The sequence below is a fragment of the Streptomyces zaehneri genome, assembly GCF_032248645.1.
Taxonomy (GTDB): Bacteria; Actinomycetota; Actinomycetes; order Streptomycetales; family Streptomycetaceae; genus Streptomyces; species Streptomyces coriariae.
On record NZ_JASTTJ010000011.1, the window covers coordinates 223,621 to 243,093 of the forward strand.

Consider the following 19,473-nt stretch of genomic DNA (forward strand, 5'->3'; position numbering starts at 1 on the left):
GCGTCTACAACTGGGTGGGCTGGCGCTGCGTCAGGCCGTAGGTCCGCGCGATCTTGTTCCACAACTTCGCGGCCTGCGTCTTCTGGGCGCTGGCGGTGCCGCTCGCGCGGTTGCCGGCCTGGGTCTCGGAGGTGGTGCGGGCCGAGCCCTTCTTGCAGCTCTTGTTCTTGTTGCCGGCCACCTGGTCGGCCCAGGTCGCGTAGTGGTCGTCGGCGGACGCGGACGCCTGCCACGCCTTGGTGAGCGCCGTGGTCAGCGCGGTGTGGTCCGGCAGCTGGTCGACCTTGAGCGCGGAGAGCCTGGTGACCAGCTCGGAGCGCTGCTTCGCCGCGTCCCGCAGGTCCGTGGCGGCCTGGGCGAGATTGCCGCACGCCTTCACGTCGGCCACCGCGCTGATCACACTGGCCCGGCTGCTGCCGCTGTCCGCGAGCAGCTTGTCGAGCTCGACGGCCTGCTGCTCGGCCGCGCCGGTGGACGCCGACGCGGACCCCTCGGTCGCGGGGGCCGACGCGGCGACGGTCTGGTTGTCGTCGCCCTGCCCACCGCCCCCGCCCGCGAGCATCGCCCCCGCGCCGACGCCGACGACCGCGAGCGCCACGCCGACCGCAGCGAACAACGGCAGCCGCGAGCCGGTACGGCCTCCCCGGCCGCCGCCGTCCCCACGCGCCCCGCGCCGCCCGCCCGCCGCGGGGTCACCGGGCGGGGTGTAGGCGGGCTGCGGGGAACGGGCGGCGGGCCCTGCTCCGTAGCCCGGTGCGCCACCGTGGCCGCCCGGACCGCCGTGGCCGCGTCCGGGGGCGTCCGGCTCGGAGAAGCGCGGGAGCTGCTGCGTGGATCCTGCCGGGCTGTCGGTGGCCGGCCCGCTGCGGAAGAGGTTCTCGAACTCGGCGGGCGGCTGCCGGTCGCCGTCGGCCTGCGCGGCGACGGGCGGGATGTACTGCGTGGGCTCGGAGTCGGAGTACGCGCCGGGCTGCGTTCCGGGGGCCGGCATCGGGCCCGGGGCGCTGTGCGGGGTACGGCCCAGGTACTGGGTCGACTCGGCCGAAACCTCGGGCGGCAGCGCGCCGGGGACGACCGGCGGTATGTACTGCGTCGCGCCCTCGTCGACGGGGGCGGGGGGGACGGGCGGCAGGTACTGGGTGGCGCCCTCGTCGACGGGGGCGGCGGGGACGGGCGGCAGGTACTGGGTGGCGCCCTCGTCGGCGGCACCGGGTCCGGCGAACTGCGGTGGGTACGGGTCACGGCCGTCGGCAGTCGGGTCGGCCGGGACCGGCGGTATGTACTGCGTCGCGGCGTCGTCGGTCGAAGCGGGGGCGGCGGGCGGCAGGGGTGTGCCCGGCGCCGGTGCGCTCTCCGGCGGGAGCGGGCCCGCTCCCGCCGGGGTGCCGCCGTTCCAGGGCGCCGCCTGCCCGCTGTCCCACTGGGCCTGCGGCTGCTGCTGCTGCGAGTACTGAGGCTGGTGCTGCCGGTGTCCCTGGTCCGATCGGCCCGGCCCGTCCGTCTGGTCCGCCGGGAGCGGCCAGCCCTGGGCGGACTGCTGCGGCGCGGGCGTCTGGCGGCCGGGACCCCAGGGGTCCCCCCAGGTCTGCCCGCCGGCCGGCGCCTGCTGCCCGTACCCAGGCTGCCCCTGGGGCGCGTGCTGGCCGTGCTGGCCGTAGTCCGGCTGCCCGTACTGCTGTTGCCCGTACTCGTCCTGCCCGTACTCGTCCTGCCCGTACTGCTGCTGCCCGTACTGCTGAGTGCCGTACTGGCCGGACTGGTCGCCCGACGGCGGTCCCTGGCGGGGTACCGGCCGCGGCGGGTTCGTCGTCATTCCCGGCAGCAGGGGTTCCCCGCCGTCGGAGGGCAGCACGATGCCTTCGCGCGCGGGTTGCGCCGAGGGCTCCTCGCCCTGTCCACTCTGCGTCACCGGGACTCCTACGAATGGGGGACCTTCGGAATCGTCGGTTCACGCTACCGGGTCCCCGGAACCCCGTGCCACGCAGCTCAGAACGTGATCTCCCTCCCACCGGGTCGGACAGTGACTCGGGTGACAGATCCGGAGCGCCGTGCGCTGTGTCCGCGCCTCCTTCCGCGCGACCACGCCGTTTCCCGCGTGTTCACGCGCCGGCGCCCCGTCCGTTCACGCCGCGGTCTGCAACTCCAGCCGCGCCCCGAACTCCCTTACCACCGACTCGTCCCGGAACGGTTCCAGTCGCTGCTGGAGGTCCTCCAGGTACTCCGCGCCCCGGTTGGAGCGGAGCGTCTCGAGGAGCTCGACCGCCTTGAGGCCCGTGTGGCAGGCCTGTTCGATCTCCCGCTGCTGCACCTGCGCGGTGGCCAGCAGGACGTAGCCGATGGCGCGCCGGCGCGCACGGCTCTCCGGGTGCCCGGCCAGGGACTGTTCGGCGCAGCGCGCCGCCGCCTCGGCCTGGCCCAGGTCGCGGTGACAGTGCGCCAACTCGTCGGCCAGATAGGCCTCGTCGAAGTGCGCGATCCACGCGGGGTCGTCCCCGGCGGACGGCTCGGCCGCCTCCAGCGCCGACACCGCGCGGCCGGACGCCGCCTGCGCCCCGCGCACGTCACCGAGCAGCGCGTGCCCGCGCGCCTCCGCGGCGAGGAACATCGCCTCCGCGCGCGGCGTCACCCGCCCTCGCGCCCCCTCCTGCGCCGCGCGCGCCAACTGCGCGATCTCCCGCGGGTTTCCGAGCTGTGCGGCGAGATGGCTCATGGACGCGGCGAGGACGTATCCGCCGTACCCCCTGTCGCCCGCCGCCTGGGCGAGCCGCAGGGCCTGGATGTAGTAGCGCTGGGCGAGGCCGGGTTGGCCGGTGTCGACGGCCATGTAGCCGGCGAGTTCCGTCAACCGGGCCACGGCCGCGAAGAGTTCCCGGCCCACCGCCTCCCGGTAGGAACCGGCCAGCAGGCCCGAGACGACGCTGTTGAGGTAGTGCACGACGACCGGGCGCACGTGCCCGCTGCCGTACTGGTGGTCCAGGTCGACCAGCGCCTGGGTCATCGCCTTGACGGCCGCGACGTCGGAGAGGCCCACCCGGGGCCCGGCAGCCCGCGCCACCTGCGCGTCGGGGGAGGAGATCAGCCAGTCGCGGCTCGGCTCGACCAACGCGGAGGCGGCCACGGACGAACCGGACAGGAAGTCGCGTCGGCCCACGTCGCTTCGCCACAGTTCGCAGACCTGCTCGATGGCTCCCAGTACCGTCGGCGAGAACTGGAGACCCACGCCGGAGGCGAGGTTCTTGCCGTTGGCCATGCCGATCTCGTCGATCGTGACCGTACGGCCGAGCTTGCGGCCCAGCGCCTCCGCGATGATCGCCGGGGCTCGGCCCCGCGGCTGCTGTCCGCGCAGCCAACGGGCCACGGACGTCTTGTCGTAACGCAGGTCGAGTCCGTGTTCGGCGCCGCACATGTTGACGCGGCGGGCGAGCCCGGCGTTCGAGCACCCCGCCTCCTGGATGAGCGCCTGCAACCGTTCGTTCGGCTGCCTCGCGACTAGCGGCCTTGCGGCCATGGGCACTACCCCCTGTGGCTGCGGTGACCGGGACGGCGGGTGCCCGCCCACACACCGAGTTGACGTGTCTTCCACCGAAAAGTTCCGGCCGAGAAGATCAATGCCCCACAGCCGCAGCGAAAATGCGAGGCATGTGAGGATTGCCAAGACTTGCCGAGGAATAAAGAGAATTGCCGGGTTACCGGCGGACGCCCGCCCCCCTCTACCTGGTTACCCGCTCCCGCGCCCGTTCCTCCCGCGCGCCCCCGCCCGTGCACCCATGCGCCCCGGACACGGAATCGATGCTCCTCCCCCGCGCACTGTGGCGGGCGTAACCCCTGGTGACGGCTAGAGTTGTGTTCATCGTGGAAGACACCATCGCGGGCGCCGAAGCCACTCAAATCCCGAAGCAGCGCGGGGAATCGCTGCTCGAGACCGCTGTTCGCTACGCCGAGGAACGTCATTGGGACGTGTTCCCCGGCACCTGGCTGGAACCCGTCGACGGACTGCAGCGCTGCTCCTGCGGCGACGGCGCGTGTGCGGCGCCGGGCGCGCACCCCGCAGGCCCCGACTGGGCGACCCAGGCCACCGGCAGCGCGACGGTCGCGCGCCGGATGTGGCAGAAGCAGCCGACCGCCTCGATCCTGCTGCCGACCGGGCGTACGTTCGACGCGATCTCCGTTCCGGAGACTGCCGGGTTCCTCGCGCTGGCCCGGATGGAGCGGATGGAGTTGACGCTCGGTCCCGTCACGTCGACGCCGGACCGACGCATGCAGTTCTTCGTGTTGCCGGGCGCGTCGGCGAAGGTGCCGGACCTGGTGCGCAAGCTGGGCTGGTCGCTGGGCGCGCTCGATCTCCTGACGCTCGGCGAGGGCATGTGGGTCGCCGCGCCGCCCACACGGTTCGGGTCCCGGGGTGCCGTGCAGTGGGCGTGCCGGCCCACCGCCGCGAACCGCTGGCTGCCGGACGCGGAGGAGTTGATCTCGCCGCTCGCCTACGCCTGCGGTCGGGATCGCTGACCCCCTGGGGCGCTTTCTCCGCCGTAGGGTTCGTGCATGACGTCCGTACGCGTGCGTAGCCTCTGGAAGCGGTTCGGGCAGCAGGTCGCCGTCGCCGGGATCGATCTCGATCTGCCGTCCGGGAAGTTCATCGGGCTCGTCGGGCCGAACGGAGCCGGGAAGACCACGACCCTGTCGATGGTGACCGGGCTGTTGCGGCCCGATCAGGGGTCCGTCGAGGTGGTCGGGCACGACGTGTGGCGCGATCCCGTCGAGGTGAAGGCGCGGATCGGCGTGCTGCCGGAGGGGCTACGGCTGTTCGAGCGGCTCTCGGGGCGTGAACTTCTCGGTTACAGCGGGCGGTTGCGGGGGCTGCCGGGGCCCGAGGTCGACAAGCGGGCCACGCAGCTGCTCGACGTCCTCGATCTGGCCGGGGCCCAGCACAAGCTCGTCGTCGACTACTCGACCGGCATGCGGAAGAAGATCGGCCTTGCGGCCGCGCTGCTGCACAACCCCGAAGTGCTCTTCCTCGACGAGCCGTTCGAGGGCGTCGACCCGGTGTCCGCGCAGATCATCCGGGGAGTGCTGGAGCGGTACACCGCGTCCGGGGCGACGGTCGTCTTCTCCTCCCATGTCATGGAGCTCGTCGAGTCGCTGTGCGACTGGGTGGCGGTGCTGGCGGCGGGGCGGATCCGGGCGCACGGGACGCTGGAGGAGGTGCGGGGTTCGGCTTCCTCCTTGCAGCAGGCGTTTCTCGAACTCGTCGGGGCGCAGGGGCGGGACACCGGTTCCGACCTCGACTGGCTGGGCGGCGGGGCGGCCCGGTGAGCGAGCCGACCTCCCCGCCGGGCCTCGTCCCCACCGTCGTACGGCTGAAGCTGTCCCTGCTGCGCAACGGGCTGCGGCAGTCGGGTGGGCGGCGGGCCGCGTACGTCGCCTCCGCCGTCGTCACGCTGCTGTTCGCCGCGCTTCAGCTGCTCGGACTGATCGCGTTGCGCGGGCACGACCACGCGGTGTCGCTGGTGGTGCTGCTCGCGGCGGTGCTGGGGCTGGGCTGGGCGGTGATGCCGCTGTTCTTCCCCAGCGGTGACGAGACCCTGGACCCGACCCGGCTGGTGATGCTGCCGCTGCGGCCCCGGCCGCTGGTGCGGGCGCTGCTGGCGGCCTCCCTGGTGGGCATCGGGCCGCTGTTCACGCTGCTGATGCTGGTGGGGTCGGTGGTGTCCGTGGCGCACGGGGCCGCCGCGTGGACGGTGGGCGTGCTCGCCGTCGCCCTCGGGCTGCTGGTGTGCGTGGCGCTCGCCCGTGCCGTGGCCGCCGCCAACATCCGGCTGCTTACCAGCCGTAAGGGGCGCGATCTCGCGGTGCTGAGCGGGCTGGTCGTCGCGATCGGGGCGCAGGTCGTCAACTTCGGGGCGCAGCGGCTCGGGACGTCCGGTCTCGGGCAGCTCGATCCGGCGGCGGACGTGCTGCGCTGGCTGCCGCCCGCCTCGGCGGTCGGCGCGGTGGACTCGGTCAGCGAGGGCGCGTACGGGACGGCCGCCGCGCAGATCGCCGTCAGCGCGGGCGCTCTGGTGCTGCTGGTGCGGGTGTGGACGCGGAGCCTGACCCGGTTGATGATCTCGCCGGACGGTTCCACCCTTCAGGCGGCCGAGCCGGCCGCGCGGGAACGGCGCGGCTCGGCGGGGCTCGGGCGGCTGCTGCCGGGCGGGCGTACCGGCACCGTGATGGAGCGCGGGCTGCGCTACATCTGGCGCGACCCGAAGACGAAGGCGGCCTGGGTGACGTCGCTGGCCATCGGGCTGATCGTGCCGGTCTTCAACGCCCTGCAGGGCACCGGCTCGATCTACTTCGCCTGCTTCGCCGCCGGGATGCTCGGCATCCAGATGTACAACCAGTTCGGGCAGGACACGTCCGCGTTCTGGATGGTCGCGATGACGATCTCCTCGCCCCGGGACGCGTATGTCGAACTGCGCGCGCGGGCGCTGGCCCTGCTGCTGATCACCCTGCCGTACGCGACGCTGGTGACCGTGCTGACGACGGCGATGCTCGGCGACTGGTCGAAGCTGCCCGAGGCGCTGGGGCTGTCCCTCGCGCTGCTCGGCGCGATGCTGGCGACGGGCGCCTGGACCTCGGCCCGCTTCCCCTACTCGATTCCGCAGGAGGGCTACAAGAACGTCGCCCCCGGCCAGGCGGGTCTCGCCTGGATCGCGGTCTTCGGCGGGATGGTCTCGGCGGCCCTGCTGTGCGCGCCCGTCATCGCGGTGACGATCTGGCTGCACGTCACCGAGGGCGGGGACTCCTGGACCTGGCTGCTGCTGCCGGGGGGCGCGGTGTACGGCGCGGCGATCACGCTGCTGGGACTGCGTCTGGCCGCTCCCCGGACGGCGTCGCGCCTCCCGGAGATCCTTACGGCGGTGAGCAAGGGCTGACCGGCCGACCGCGCGACCGGCCTCACCCCGCGACCGCCTGACCCGGCCGAGGCGACCGGACTGGCAGCCTCGGGCGGGCTTCGGCGGGCTTCGGCGGGCGTCGGAGGGGGTCTCCGCGGGCCGCAAGGGGCCAAGGGGGCCGTGGAGCCATCCGGGGGGCCGCCGGGGGCCGGTAGGTGTCTTCGACGGCCGTAGCGGCCTCAGGGGGCTTCGGGGGTGAGTACGGCGTCGAGGAACGGTTCGATCGCCGTGCGCCATCCCTCCGGCTGGTCGTAGTGCACGAGGTGCCCGGCGTCGGCGACCTCCGCGTAGGCGCCGCGCGGCAGGACCCGCACCATCTCCTGGGCCTCGGCGCGGCCGAGCTCGCCGTCCAGGCCGCGCACCACCAGCGCCGGGCACCGGACCTGGGTGAGCTCCTCCCAGTGCGCGTCGTAGACCCAGGTCTCGCGGGTCTTGAGCATCTGCTCGGGATCGAAGACGGGACGCCAGCCGTCCGGCGACTCGTGCATCACCTCGGCGTAGAACTCTCCCCGGGACGGGTTCGGGCGCTCCACCCAGGGGTCGTCCTCGCCGAACCACTTGCGGACGTCGGCGAGCGTGGCGAAGGGGGCCGGCCAGGACTTGAACCAGTCGCCCCACTCGCGCTGCGAGGCCGCTCCCAGCGCGGAGGCCCGCATGTCGCAGACGATCAGACCCTGCACCAGGTCGGGTCGCTTGGCGGCGAGCTGCCACGCGGTGAGCGCGCCCATGGCGTGGCCGATGAGGACGGCCGGAGCGAGGCCGAGCTGCTCCAGGGCGGCCTCCGCGTCCTCGACGTAGGCCTCGCGGGTGAAGGCGGCCTCGGGCAGCTTCGCGCTCTGGCCGTGGCCGCGCTGGTCGAGGGCGACCGCGCGGTGCCGCTCGGAGAGCCAGCGGGCGGTGGACGACCAGTGCGAGGCCCGGCCCATCAGACCGTGCAGTAACAGGACGCCCGGCCTGCTTCCGGCGCCCTCCTCGAGGGGCTCGGCGGGCCGGCCCCCCTTCCGCTTCCGCGCGGACTGGGGCGGGATCACGGGCTCCGTCACCGCTTTCGCCGGGTCACCCTTGGGCGGGTCACCGAACTCCCAGGCCGCCAGGCGTACACCGCCCGCCCCGGTCACGTCGATGCGTCGCGCCATAGAACCTGGCACCCCCTAGCCGTCATACCGCTGCGCTTCCGATGCCTTCGTACTGCCTTCAATCACCCGCAGGCTATCGAATGGCCTTTCGAGAAATGCACTCTCCGCACACAACACCCCTCGTTCGAGTGACCACACTCAAGGAATGATCGCCGTCGCCGAGGGGAGACCTTCAGCGGGAGGCGGACCGCTCGGGGAAATCGGTCCGCGGGGAATGACCCTGAGAGCTCGGGGCTCCGGGTCAGTACAGGGGAGGACAGGCCCCGGTGCCGTACGGCACCGGGGCTCTCCACTGCTCCGCGGCACGGCATCCGGCCCCCCTCAGGTCATATGCCCCAAGCGACAGCCTGGCACGTGAAGCGCCGGAGCGCTGCGATTCGACACAGGGAATCTGCGATTCGACGAGATCGACGGAACACCCCAACTTCCCCAAGCTCCCCAGGAGTTGAACAATGCTCAGCGTTTCGGCGACGACCGGCGGTCGCCCCGACGACGTCCCGCGCCCGCCCGGCCGGAGCTCAGCGCTTCGCGACGAACACGTGGGACGCGACGTCCGACTCCAGCTCCGCGGCCTCGCCGCCACTGCCCACCAGGACACCGCCCGCCGACTCCGTCACGCTCACCACCGAACCGGGCTGCACGCCCGCGCGACGCAGCGTGTACATCAGCTGCGCGTCCGTCTGGATCGGCTCGCCGATCCGGCGCACGACGACCGTCTTGCCCTCCAGGCCCGGGTCGAGGTCGGCCAGCGAGACCATGCCCTCGTCCAGGAACGGGTCGGCGCCGTCCTTCTCGCCCAGCTCCTCCAGGCCCGGGATCGGGTTGCCGTAGGGCGACTCGGTCGGGTGCCGCAGCAGCTCCAGCACGCGGCGCTCGACGGCCTCGCTCATCACGTGCTCCCAGCGACAGGCCTCGGCGTGCACCTGCTCCCACTCCAGGCCGATCACGTCGACGAGGAGACACTCGGCGAGGCGGTGCTTGCGCATCACGCGCGTGGCGAGTCGGCGGCCCTCGTCGGTGAGCTCGAGGTGTCGGTCGCTGGCCACGGAGACCAGACCGTCGCGCTCCATGCGCGCCACCGTCTGGCTGACCGTGGGCCCGCTCTGGTCGAGGCGTTCGGCGATCCGGGCACGCATGGGCACCACGCCTTCCTCTTCCAGCTCGAGGATGGTGCGGAGATACATCTCCGTGGTGTCGATCAGTCCGGACATGTGTGCCCCTCGATTAGCTCTGCTGGCTCTGCCGAAGGCTGAACGGCTCTCCGGCGCGTGCGCTGGCCCTGGACCCAATTCTGCCGGATACCACCGACAAGCGTGCCGCGCCGGTGGAACGAGGCGGTTACAACGGGGCGCGGATCCCCGCCGCGAGGCAGCCCCGCACCCCGGCCGCCACGCCGTCACCGGGCGTATTGACAGCGCACTGGTCCAGACCGCACGGTGATCCGCGACACGGACACCCGCTACGGCAAAGGGGCCCTTCGGATGAGCGACCGCAAGCTCGCCGCCCAGTTCTTCGACGCCGCGATCGCCCTGCTCCAGCGGGCCCGCGACGAGGAGGCCGACACCGTCGAGGCCGCCGGCACGCTCCTCGCCGACACCGTGGCCGCGGGCGGCCGCCTCTTCGCCTTCGGCGCCGGTCACTCCTCCCTCGCCGCCCAGGACGTCGTCTACCGCGCGGGCGGCCTCGCCCTGATGAACCTGCTCGCGGTCCCGGGCGTCGTCGGCGTCGACGTCTCCCCCGCCACCCTCGGCTCCGCCCTGGAGCGCGTCGACGGCCTCGCGAGCGCCGTCCTGGACACCTCCCCCCTGCGCGCGGGCGACGCCCTCGTCATCGTCTCGCTGTCCGGCCGCAACGCCCTGCCCGTCGAGATGGCCCAGAAGGCCCGCGCCCTGGGCGTCCGGGTGATCGGCCTGACGTCGGTGGCCTACGCCGCGGAGACGACGTCGCGGCATGTCTCGGGAACCTTCCTCAAGGACCACTGCGACGTCGTCCTCGACTCGAAGATCGCGGTCGGCGACGCCGAGCTCACCCTCGACACCGTCCCCGCGCCCTTCGCCCCCGCCTCCACGGTCGTCACCTCGGCCCTCCTCCAGGCCGTGACGGCCACCGCGGCCGGCGTCCTCGCCGAGCGCGGCATCGAGCCCCCGCTGCTGCGCTCCGGCAACGTCGACGGCGGCCACGACTGGAACGGGCGGATCATGGAGGAGTACCGGGACCGGATCTTCTACCACCGCTGAACGGGCGCCCCCGCCACCCGGCGGCGCGACCGGCGGACCGGCCGCCCGACCCGCGCGACCGCGTGGTTCAGGCGCCTTCGCCCCGGCCCGCCGCGTCGGCGGCGCCGGTCAGATCGGCGAGGTCCAGCGCGGCGGCTATCCGGACGGCGACATCCTCGGCATAGATCGCGTCGGAACGCTCGAAGGCCGTACGGCCACCGCCGCGCAGGAACGTCACGACGCCCAGGGTGCGGCCCCGGCTGCGCAGCACCGCGCACAGGGCATGCACCGTGTCGTCGGGCCACAGGCGCGTCCGGGCCCACTCGCGTGCCTCGTCGGACGGCGCGGAGCCCACCCCGGCCCGCACCGAACCGGCCCGCGCCACGCACTGAAGCGCCGGGTGCGCCTCGCCGTAGCGCACCGGCAGGCCCGTGTGTCCGGTGAGCGCGCTGGGACCCGGCCCGCCCGACGGGGTGGCCGCGACCCTCGTCAGCCGCTGCGGAACAGCCCCCTCCTGGTCGGCCGGGGCGCCGCCCATGACCCGGTCGACCAGGGCGTGGTCGGCGAATCCGGCGAGCGCGAAGTCGAGGTGCACGGTGGCCGCCTCGGCGGGGTCCTCGCACTCGGCGGCCGCGCGGGCGGCCCGGTGCAGCTGGTTGGCGCGGAAGCGCAGCAGCGAGGCCTCCTGCTCGCCCTGCTTGGCCTCGGTGACGTCCTGGAAGATCCAGCCGACCCCGAGGGGCACCGGCTCCTCGGCGAGCGGCGAGGCGAGCCGCAGGAAGCCGCTGCGCCAGCAACGCCGCTTCTCGCCCTCCGGGGTGCGCACGCCCACCCACAGCTCGGCCGGGGCCGGCGGCGCACCCTCGGCGAGGACGTGCGTCAGCGCGTTCTCCAGCTCCTCGACGCCCTGGGTGAGCAGATCACCCAGGGGGCGGCCCAGAGCGGCCGTACGGCCCGTGCCGAGCGCGCGGGCGGCATGCGCGTTGACGACGGCGGGGCGCAGGTCGGCGTCGACCAGGACGACCCCCCAGGAGGCGTCGTCGAAGAGGGCCTCGCTGAGCGCGATGGAGCGCTCCAGGTCGATCTGGGCGTGCACCTCACTGAACGCGAAGTACAGTCCCGCGGGCTTGCCGTCGGGCCCGCGCACGGCGGCGGACTGGCTGCGCACGAGGACGCGGCCGCCGTCCTTGGTCAGCAGCGCGAACTCGTGGACCTGGCGGCCGGGCGCGTGCATGGCGGACATCAGCCGCCCCTCGATGTCCTCGGCGTCGGCCTCGCGCACGGCCCATCCCGCGAAGCCGTGCCGGCCGACCGCCTCGGCGGCGGTCCAGCCGAGGATGCGCTCGGCCTCGCGGTTCCAGTGGGTGACGATGCCGTCGCCGTCGAACGCGCAGAGCGCCGCGTCCATGCCGTCGAGCAGCGCGGCGAGCAGATCGGTGCCGTCCGGGCCGACCGGGCCGGCCGCCGGCTCCGCGCCTTCCGGGGGCGTGGGGCCGTCGCCGCCCGACCGCTCGGGCTCGTCCGGCCCCAGCTCGTCGGTGGTCCCGCTACGTCGGGAAGCACTCACCTGGACCCCCTGCAGGTTCGCTCACTTGCCCTCATTCAACTCGAACGTGACGCAGCCCACATATGGTTCCCGCAAGATTGCAGAGGAATCGTTGTAACGCGCCCTGGTCATCGCGGGCAGGAGCCGCAGGTCGACCCATTCCGCCGTCCCGCCGTCGAGCACGTACCGCTCGACCTCGACGAAACCGCGTGCCCGCGCGAACCGCAGGCCGTCCTCGTTGGCGGCCAGCACGCACGTCTCGACCACCCGGGCACCGAGCACGCGCGCGTGGGCGAGAGCGTGGTCGTACAGGGCGGCGCCGTGGCCGCGCCCCCGGTACGCGGGCAGCACGCGCGCGATGACGGTCGCCGCCGCCTGCTCGCCCTCGGGCGGCCGCACGGTGGAGCAGCCGACGAGGACGTCACCGACGTAGGCGTTCTCCAGCCGGTAGCGGCCCGCGCGCTCGCGCACCTCGTCGAGGGACATCGCGGCGGGCGGCACGATCGCATTGTGGACGTGCCGCCACTGTTCGAGCGCGGCCTCACCGGCCACGGCCTCGGTGCGCAGACGAAGATCGGTCACGCGAGCAGGGAATCGCTTCCCGGTCCGCCGAGTCAACATCCCAGAAAAACACTTGAGCGACCGCGGACGGGTTCCTAGTGTGTGTCGTACCGAAGGAAAGGAGGTGGTCCGCAGCATGTATGCACACCGGACGTCGGAGGTGGCTGCGGGCTAGTGGCCCGTCGCCCACTGAGTGCGGTGCCGGACCAGCGTGTGTGAGTTGCGCGCAACCGGCCAATTCAACGCAGTCACCCGACCCGCGAGTCGCCGGTACGTCCGGCCGGCCCTCCTGAGCGAGGACCAGACTCGCGGGTCGCCTGCGTTTCCGGCCCTCCGTTCGACCGCCCCCCACCCCCGGCCTTCGCGCTTCCGGCCTTCGCGCTTCCGGCCTTCGCGCTTCCGGCCCTCCGCTCTCAGGGCCCTCCGTCCGCAGGGTTTGCGGGGCGTGATCCGCGCCACGTACGGATCTTTCGTCAGGCAGTACCCTGGGCGCATGCTTTCGCTCGTTCGACGCCGCCACGTGGACTACGTCCGCGTCACGAGCATGGGCTGTCGACGCTCCCTCTGAGCTTCCAGCCCCCTTCCGCGGTTCACCTCCGCCTGCGTTCCCCTCCCTCCTGCCCACTTGGCACCCGTGCGCCGCCCCACCCACGGCGGCGGCCGGGCCCCGTACACCTGCGGACGTACCATGACGAACCCGTCGTACCAGCAACTGCCGATCATCGATCTCTCCGCCGCCGACCGCGGCCCCCGGGCCCGGGCGCTGCTGCACGCGCAGCTGCACAGTGCCGCGCACGACGTGGGGTTCTTCCAGCTGGTCGGGCACGGGGTCGGTGAGCGGGAGACCGGCGAGCTGCTGTCCGCCATGCGGGCCTTCTTCGCGCTGCCCGAGGCCGAGCGGCTCGCCATCGACAACGTGAACTCGCCGCACTTCCGCGGCTACACGCGGACCGGCGACGAGCGGACCGGCGGGCGGCAGGACTGGCGGGACCAGCTCGACATAGGGGCCGAGCGGCCCGCCCGGACCCCCGGGGCCGACGAGCCCGCCTACTGGTGGCTGGAGGGGCCCAACCAGTGGCCCGCCGGGCTGCCCGCGCTGCGGACCGCCGCGCTCGCGTGGATCGCGCGGCTGAGCGCCGTCGCCGAGAAGCTGCTGCACGAGCTGCTCGCCTCGATCGGTGCGCCCGTCGACTTCTACGACCAGGCGTTCGGTGAGCGGGCGCATCCGCATCTGAAGCTCGTGCGGTATCCGGGAAGCGCGGGCGACGGTGCCGGTCAGGGCGTCGGGGCGCACAAGGACTACGGGTTTCTGACGCTCCTGCTCCAGGACCAGGTCGGCGGGCTCCAGGTACAGCGCGCGGACGGGCTGTTCCACGACGTGCCGCCGCTGCCGGGCGCCTTCGTGGTCAACCTGGGTGAGCTGCTGGAAGTGGCGACCAACGGATATCTCGTGGCCACCAACCACCGGGTCGTGTCGCCGCCGAGCGCCGTCGAGCGGTTCTCCGTGCCCTTCTTCTACAACCCCCGTCTGGACGCCCGCGTCGAGCCGCTGCCCTTCCCGCACGCGTCCGCCGCGCCCGGCGTGACCGACGACCCGGCCAACCCGCTCTTCGCGGAGTACGGCTTCAACGAGCTGAAGGGCAAGCTGCGGGCCCACCCGCTGGTGGCCGAACGGCACCACGCGGAGCTGCTCAGCCCCGCGTGACGCCGCGTGTGACGCCCCGCGTGACGCCGCGTGTGACGCCCCGCGGATGCCGGCCGTGACGCCGTGCTTCGGCGGTGGGCCGCCCTAGCCGCTGATGTCCCCGTAGCCCTCGATCTCCCGAGGGTTGCGGGAGCCCGGACCGATGTAGCGGGCCGACGGACGGACCAGGCGGCCGGTGCGCTTCTGCTCCAGGATGTGCGCCGACCAGCCCGCCGTGCGGGCGCAGGTGAACATCGAGGTGAACATGTGCGCCGGCACCTCGGCGAAGTCCAGGATGATGGCCGCCCAGAACTCGACGTTCGTCGCCAGGACCCGGTCGGGACGGCGGGCGTGGAGTTCCGCGAGGGCCGCCTTCTCCAGGGCTTCGGCGATCTCGAAGCGGGGCGCGCCCAGCTCGCGGGCCGTACGGCGCAGCACGCGCGCGCGTGGGTCCTCGGCGCGGTAGACGCGGTGGCCGAAGCCCATGAGCCGCTCCCCCTTGTCGAGGGCCTGCCTGACGTACGCCTCCGCGTCCCCGGTCCGCTCGATCTCCTCGATCATGCCGAGGACGCGGGAGGGGGCGCCGCCGTGCAGCGGGCCCGACATGGCTCCCACGGCGCCGGACAGGGCGGCGGCGACGTCGGCGCCCGTGGAGGCGATCACGCGGGCCGTGAACGTGGACGCGTTCATGCCGTGTTCGGCGGCCGACGTCCAGTAGGCGTCGACCGCGGCCACGTGCCTGGGGTCCGGCTCGCCGCGCCAGCGGATCATGAAGCGCTCGACGACGGACTGCGCCTTGTCGATCTCCCGCTGCGGGACCATCGGCCGGCCCTGGCCGCGCGCGGACTGGGCGACGTAGGAGAGGGCCATGACCGCGGCGCGGGCGAGGTCCGCGCGGGCCTGCTCGGCGTCGATGTCGAGGAGGGGCTTCAGGCCCCACACGGGCGCGAGCATGGCGAGCGCGGACTGCACGTCGACGCGGATGTCACCGGAGTGGACGGGGATCGGGAACGGCTCGGCGGGCGGCAGACCGGGGTTGAAGGCGCCGTCGACGAGCAGGCCCCAGACGTTGCCGAAAGAGACGTGACCGACCAGATCCTCGATGTCGACGCCCCGGTACCGCAGGGCGCCGCCCTCCTTGTCGGGTTCGGCGATCTCCGTCTCGAACGCGACGACTCCTTCGAGTCCGGGTACGAAGTCGGACATCGGGCGGCTCCTCGTGATGTGTGCGACGGGCGGCGCCGGCGGTTCCACGGTCCTGCGCACCTCGGGTGCGAAGACTCGCGGTCCTGGGCGGTACCGCACTGATGCCCCGTGCGGCCGTCGGTCACCCGACCGGCACCCGACCGGGGCGGGACGCGGCGACGGGTGCCTCTGCACCATATCTCCGAGTGCCACCTTTGGGGAGTGGTCGCGGCACTCAGTGCCACCTTTGGTGGGCCGGTCTGCGGCGGTGGGCCATACGGCAAGATGACCACGTGACCGACGCAGACGCCGTCTCCCCCGGCCCCGTCCCCGATCCCGCCGCCATGCGCAAGCAGTACCGGGCCGAGGGGCTCTCCGAGGCCGAACTGGCCGCCACGCCCGTGGAGCAGTTCGCCCGCTGGTTCAAGGACGCGGCCGTCGAGGCCCATCTCTTCGAGCCGAACGCCATGGTCGTCTCCACCGCGGACGCCGAGGGCCGGCCCGGCTCCCGCACGGTGCTGCTGAAGCACTTCGACGAGCAGGGCTTCGTCTTCTACACCAACTACGACTCCCACAAGGCCCGCGACCTCGCCGAGAACCCGCACGTCTCGCTGCTCTTCCCCTGGCATCCGATGGCCCGGCAGGTCATCGTGCGGGGCGTGGCGCGACGCACCGGGCGCGACGAGACCGCCGCGTACTTCCGGACCCGGCCGCACGGCTCCCAGCTCGGGGCCTGGGCCAGCGCGCAGTCCTCGGTGATCACCGACCGCGCCGGTCTCGACGCCTCCTACGCCGAGCTGGCGGCACGCTACCCCGAGGGCGAGCAGGTGCCGGTGCCGCCGCACTGGGGCGGCTTCCGGGTGGCTCCCCGGTCGGTGGAGTTCTGGCAGGGCCGCCTGAACCGGCTGCACGACCGGCTGCGGTACGTGGCGGAGGCGGACGGGAGCTGGCGGGTGGAGCGGCTCAGCCCCTGACGGGACCGTCCCCTCGGTGACTCGGCCCCTGCCCGGCAGGAACGCTGATCTGTGCGGGGCTCGCAGACCGTGGGCCGGGCGGGCCGCCAGACCGGGGGCCGGGGCCGTCGGCGGACGGCCGGATCGGGCCAGGGCGGGGCGTCGGCGGTGAGGTCAGCCGAGTGCGTCGTCCAGCAGTCCCGCCCACTGCGCCACCACGCGCTCGCGGCGCCCTCCGTCATCGGTGAGGAGGTTGGCGAGGCCGAGGCCGCGGGCCATGTCCAGCAGGCCCTGGACGGTCTCGCGGACGCCGGGCGCGGACTCGTCGGCGCCCAGGAGCTCGACGGCTATGCGGTGGCTCTCACGGCCCACGCGGGCCTCCAGCTCGGTCACGCGCGAGCGCAGCTGCTCCTCGTTGGAGGCGGCCACCCACAGGTGCAGGGCGGCCCGGAAGAGGGGGCCGGTGTAGAGACCCACGAGGGCGGTGACGACCGCGCGCCGGTCGCCCGTCGCGCCCTGCGGGAACAGCGCGCGCAACGCGTCCGAGCGTTCCTCGGCGACGTACTCGACGGCCGCGGTGAAGAGGTCCTCGCGGGTGGGGAAGTGGTGCTGGGCCGCGCCCCGGGAGACGCCCGCGCGTTCCGCGACGACCAAGACCGTGGAGCCCGCCCAGCCGCGTTCGGCGAGGCAGGCCACGGCGGCCGCCAGGAGCCGCTGCCGGGTGGCCCGGCTGCGGTCCTGCTTGGGCACCCGGTCGCCCGGCCCGCGGTCGCCCGGGGCGCGGTCGCCCGGGGCGCGGTCGCCCGGCCCGCGGTCGCCCGGCCCGCGGTCGCCCGGCCCGCGGTCGCCCGGGGCGCGGTCGCCCGGGGCGCGGTCGCCCGGGGCGCGGTCGTCCGGGGCGCGGTCGTCCGTGGTCACAACACCCATGGAGGATCCCGTCGTTCGAGGAAGGCCGTCATTCCCTCGCGGGCGTCGGGGCCGGCGAACAACGAGGCCGAGAGCCTGGTCATCTCGCCCGCGTCCTCGACGAGGGCCTCCAGCACCTTAGCCGTGAGCAGTTCCTTCGTCCTGGCCAGGGCCGTGGGCGCGGCCCGGCGCAGGCCGTCGAGGACGGGTGCAAGGGCCTCGTCCAGGTCGCCGTCGCCGGCCGAGAGGGTGACGAGGCCGATCCGGGCCGCCTCGGCCGCGCCGAAGGTCTCGCCGGTGAGGCAGTAGCGGGCGAGGGCGCGCGGGTCGACGCGGGGCATCAGCGGCAGTGAGATGACGGCGGGCGCGACCCCGATGCGCACCTCCGTGAACGCGAAGGTCGCCGTCCCGGAGGCGAGCGCGATGTCGCAGGCGCCGAGCACGCCCAGCCCGCCCGCCCGCACATGTCCGGCGACCCGGGCCACCACGGGCTTGCGCAGTTCGAGGATCCGCTGAAGCAGCGCGGGCACCGCGTGGGGCGGCGGGGGGTCCTTCAGGTCGGCGCCCGCGCTGAAGGTGTTGCCGGTGTGGGTGAGGACGACGGCGCGTACGTCGTCGTCCTTGTCGCAGCTCCCGAGCGCGTCCGTCAGTTCGCTCACGAGCGCGCGCGAGAGGGCGTTGCGGGTGGTGGGCGAGTCGAGGCTGAGGGTCTCGACCCCTCGGACGCGGGTCCGTCCGACCAGGGCGGTCGTCATGCACGCTCCCTCAGTTGACGGCGCAGGATCTTGCCGGAGGCGGCGCGTGGCACGGCGTCGATGAAGGTGACCCCGCGCACGCGCTTGTAGGGGGCGACCCGCTCGGCGACGTACATCGCGATCTCTCCCTCGGTGAGCTCGGGTGACGTGGGCTGCCGGACCACGTACGCGTGCGGGACCTCGTTGCCGTCGTCGTTGTAGACGCCGATGACGGCCGCGTCCGCTATGCCTGGGTGGGTGAGCAGGAGGGCCTCGAGTTCGGCGGGGGCCACCTGGAAGCCCTTGTACTTGATCAGTTCCTTCACCCGGTCGACGACGAACAGCCAGCCGTCCGCGTCGACCCGCCCGACGTCGCCGGTGTGCAGCCAGCCGTCGCCGTCGATCATGTCGGCGGTGGCGTCGGGGCGCCCCAGGTAGCCCTTCATGATCTGCGGCCCCCTGATGAGGATCTCGCCGGACTCACCGGCCTCGAGGTCCTTGCCTGGGTCGTCGAGGGAGACGATCCGCATCTCGGTGCCGGCGATGAGCTTGCCGACGGTGCCGGCGGGGGCGTCCCGCATGGCGTCGAGCGGGACGACGTGGGTGCCCGGGGACAGTTCCGTCATGCCGTAGGCCTGGCCGACCGGCGGCAGGTCCAGGCGCTCGGCGCAGGCGGCGGCGAGGGCGGCGTCCAGGGGCGCGGCCGCGCTGACGACGTAGCGCAGGGACGACAGGTCGTACCGGGTGACCGCCGGGTGCTTGGCGAGGGCGAGGACGATCGGCGGGGCCACGTACAGGCCGGTGATGCGGTGGTTCTGGATGGCCGCGAGGAAGGTCTCCAGGTCGAAGCGGGGCAGGACGACCACGGTGGCGCCCTCGCGCAGGGGCGCGTTCATCAGGGCGGTCAGGCCGTAGATGTGGAAGAACGGCAGCACGGCGAGGATGCGGTCGCCCGGACCCACGGACATCGCCGGCCGCAACTGGGCGAGGTTGGTGGCGATCTGCCGGTGGGTGAGCATCACGCCCTTGGGGACGCCGGTGGTGCCGGAGGAGTACGGCAGGGCCGCCACGTCTTCCACCGGGTCGATGTCCACCTGCGGTTCCGGGGCCGCCGAGGCGAGCATGTCGACGAGCGAGCGGTGTCCGGCGGCGCTGTCGCAGACGAAGATCTCCTCGACGCCGCCCGCGAGTTCGGCCGCCCGCCGGGCCGTCTGGAGCAGCGGGGAGACGGTGACGATCCAGCGGGCGGCGGAGTCGCCGAGCTGCTTGGCGAACTCCTCGGCGGTGGCGAGCGGGTGCACGGTGGTGACCGTGGCCCCCGCGCGCGTGGCCGCGTAGAAGGCGAGCGGGAAGGCGACGGTGTTGGGGCTGTGCAGGGCCAGTACGTCGCCCTTGCGGACCCCGGCCTCGGCGAGCGCGGCGGCGACCCGCCGGTGGAACCGGTCCACCTGCTCGTACGTGAGGGTGGTGCCGTCGGTGCCGTCGACGAGCGCCGGCAGTTCGCCGAACTCGGCGGCTCGGCTCAGCACGGCGTCGTGGATGGGGAGGTCTACGGTCGGGACGTCTGCGAACTCGCTGCGGAACATGGTTCCTCCTCGCGCGCCGGACACGACG

General features: G+C 73.4%; 16 protein-coding genes. 6 read left to right on the forward strand and 10 right to left on the reverse strand.

The genetic code is table 11. The features are described 5' to 3' along the window. Positions 1 to 4: 4 nt before the first annotated feature. Both QQM72_RS20455 and QQM72_RS20460 read right to left on the reverse strand, forming a co-directional pair. A complete protein-coding gene (locus tag QQM72_RS20455; protein WP_314222303.1) occupies positions 5 to 1,909 on the reverse strand; it encodes a hypothetical protein in 1,905 nt (634 codons plus the stop codon). A gap of 213 nt (positions 1,910 to 2,122) precedes the next feature. Next, positions 2,123 to 3,508 carry a transcriptional regulator gene (locus QQM72_RS20460; RefSeq protein ID WP_314222304.1) on the reverse strand — a complete coding sequence of 462 codons (1,386 nt, stop codon included), beginning with the start codon at positions 3,506 to 3,508 and terminating at the stop codon, positions 2,123 to 2,125. Positions 3,509 to 3,843: 335 nt separating this feature from the next. On the opposite strand from QQM72_RS20460, the gene QQM72_RS20465 reads away from it, so the two are divergent. From QQM72_RS20465 to QQM72_RS20475, 3 genes are read left to right on the forward strand one after another with little or no spacing between them, the layout of a single operon-like run. After that, complete coding sequence (locus QQM72_RS20465; protein WP_314222305.1) at positions 3,844 to 4,506, forward strand: bifunctional DNA primase/polymerase; 663 nt, start codon at positions 3,844 to 3,846, stop codon at positions 4,504 to 4,506. 36 nt (positions 4,507 to 4,542) lie between these two features. Beyond that, positions 4,543 to 5,313: an ABC transporter ATP-binding protein gene (locus tag QQM72_RS20470; protein WP_314222306.1), complete on the forward strand. Its 771-nt coding sequence runs from the start codon at positions 4,543 to 4,545 to the stop codon at positions 5,311 to 5,313. Continuing rightward, positions 5,310 to 6,917 carry a transporter gene (locus QQM72_RS20475; protein ID WP_314222307.1) on the forward strand — a complete coding sequence of 536 codons (1,608 nt, stop codon included), beginning with the start codon at positions 5,310 to 5,312 and terminating at the stop codon, positions 6,915 to 6,917. Before QQM72_RS20470 ends, QQM72_RS20475 begins: the two co-directional genes overlap by 4 nt. Positions 6,918 to 7,117: 200 nt before the next feature. On the opposite strand, the gene QQM72_RS20480 is transcribed toward QQM72_RS20475, so the two are convergent. Together QQM72_RS20480 and QQM72_RS20485 are read right to left on the reverse strand one after the other, a co-directional pair. Further along, on the reverse strand, positions 7,118 to 8,074 hold the full coding sequence (locus QQM72_RS20480) for an alpha/beta fold hydrolase (protein ID WP_314222308.1): 957 nt from the start codon (positions 8,072 to 8,074) through the stop codon (positions 7,118 to 7,120). Positions 8,075 to 8,592: 518 nt separating this feature from the next. After that, positions 8,593 to 9,285, reverse strand: a complete 693-nt coding sequence (locus QQM72_RS20485) for a metal-dependent transcriptional regulator (RefSeq protein ID WP_020130217.1) — start codon at positions 9,283 to 9,285, stop codon at positions 8,593 to 8,595. Positions 9,286 to 9,555: 270 nt separating this feature from the next. Here QQM72_RS20485 and QQM72_RS20490 point away from each other — a divergent pair, with 270 nt between their 5' ends. Beyond that, positions 9,556 to 10,311, forward strand: a complete 756-nt coding sequence (locus tag QQM72_RS20490; protein WP_314222309.1) for an SIS domain-containing protein — start codon at positions 9,556 to 9,558, stop codon at positions 10,309 to 10,311. A gap of 67 nt (positions 10,312 to 10,378) precedes the next feature. On the opposite strand, the gene QQM72_RS20495 is transcribed toward QQM72_RS20490, so the two are convergent. Continuing rightward, positions 10,379 to 11,857, reverse strand: a complete 1,479-nt coding sequence (locus tag QQM72_RS20495; RefSeq protein WP_314222311.1) for a PAS domain-containing protein — start codon at positions 11,855 to 11,857, stop codon at positions 10,379 to 10,381. 21 nt (positions 11,858 to 11,878) lie between these two features. Continuing rightward, positions 11,879 to 12,418 (reverse strand): GNAT family N-acetyltransferase, encoded by a 540-nt coding sequence (locus QQM72_RS20500; protein ID WP_314222312.1) that lies wholly within the window; start codon positions 12,416 to 12,418, stop codon positions 11,879 to 11,881. A 667-nt stretch (positions 12,419 to 13,085) separates the two neighbouring features. Between QQM72_RS20500 and QQM72_RS20505 the strand changes: the two genes are divergently transcribed. Continuing rightward, positions 13,086 to 14,102 carry an isopenicillin N synthase family dioxygenase gene (locus QQM72_RS20505; RefSeq protein ID WP_314222313.1) on the forward strand — a complete coding sequence of 339 codons (1,017 nt, stop codon included), beginning with the start codon at positions 13,086 to 13,088 and terminating at the stop codon, positions 14,100 to 14,102. Positions 14,103 to 14,186: 84 nt separating this feature from the next. On the opposite strand, the gene QQM72_RS20510 is transcribed toward QQM72_RS20505, so the two are convergent. After that, a complete protein-coding gene (locus tag QQM72_RS20510) occupies positions 14,187 to 15,287 on the reverse strand; it encodes a citrate synthase 2 (RefSeq protein ID WP_314222314.1) in 1,101 nt (366 codons plus the stop codon). Positions 15,288 to 15,559: 272 nt separating this feature from the next. On the opposite strand from QQM72_RS20510, the gene pdxH reads away from it, so the two are divergent. Beyond that, entirely contained in the window at positions 15,560 to 16,240 is a 681-nt protein-coding gene (gene pdxH / locus QQM72_RS20515; protein WP_314222315.1) for a pyridoxamine 5'-phosphate oxidase, read from the forward strand. Positions 16,241 to 16,393: 153 nt separating this feature from the next. Here pdxH and QQM72_RS20520 read toward each other — a convergent pair whose 3' ends face one another. Genes QQM72_RS20520 through QQM72_RS20530 form a run of 3 tightly spaced genes read right to left on the reverse strand, consistent with a single transcriptional unit; the run spans position 16,394 to position 19,445 of the window. Next, positions 16,394 to 17,146: a TetR/AcrR family transcriptional regulator gene (locus QQM72_RS20520; RefSeq protein WP_314222316.1), complete on the reverse strand. Its 753-nt coding sequence runs from the start codon at positions 17,144 to 17,146 to the stop codon at positions 16,394 to 16,396. Beyond that, positions 17,134 to 17,880 carry an enoyl-CoA hydratase family protein gene (locus QQM72_RS20525; RefSeq protein WP_314222317.1) on the reverse strand — a complete coding sequence of 249 codons (747 nt, stop codon included), beginning with the start codon at positions 17,878 to 17,880 and terminating at the stop codon, positions 17,134 to 17,136. Before QQM72_RS20525 ends, QQM72_RS20520 begins: the two co-directional genes overlap by 13 nt. After that, positions 17,877 to 19,445, reverse strand: coding sequence for a 4-coumarate--CoA ligase family protein (locus tag QQM72_RS20530; protein ID WP_314222318.1), 1,569 nt, complete (start codon positions 19,443 to 19,445; stop codon positions 17,877 to 17,879). The genes QQM72_RS20525 and QQM72_RS20530 overlap by 4 nt, the downstream gene beginning before the upstream one ends. Between the last annotated feature and the right edge of the window lie 28 nt (positions 19,446 to 19,473).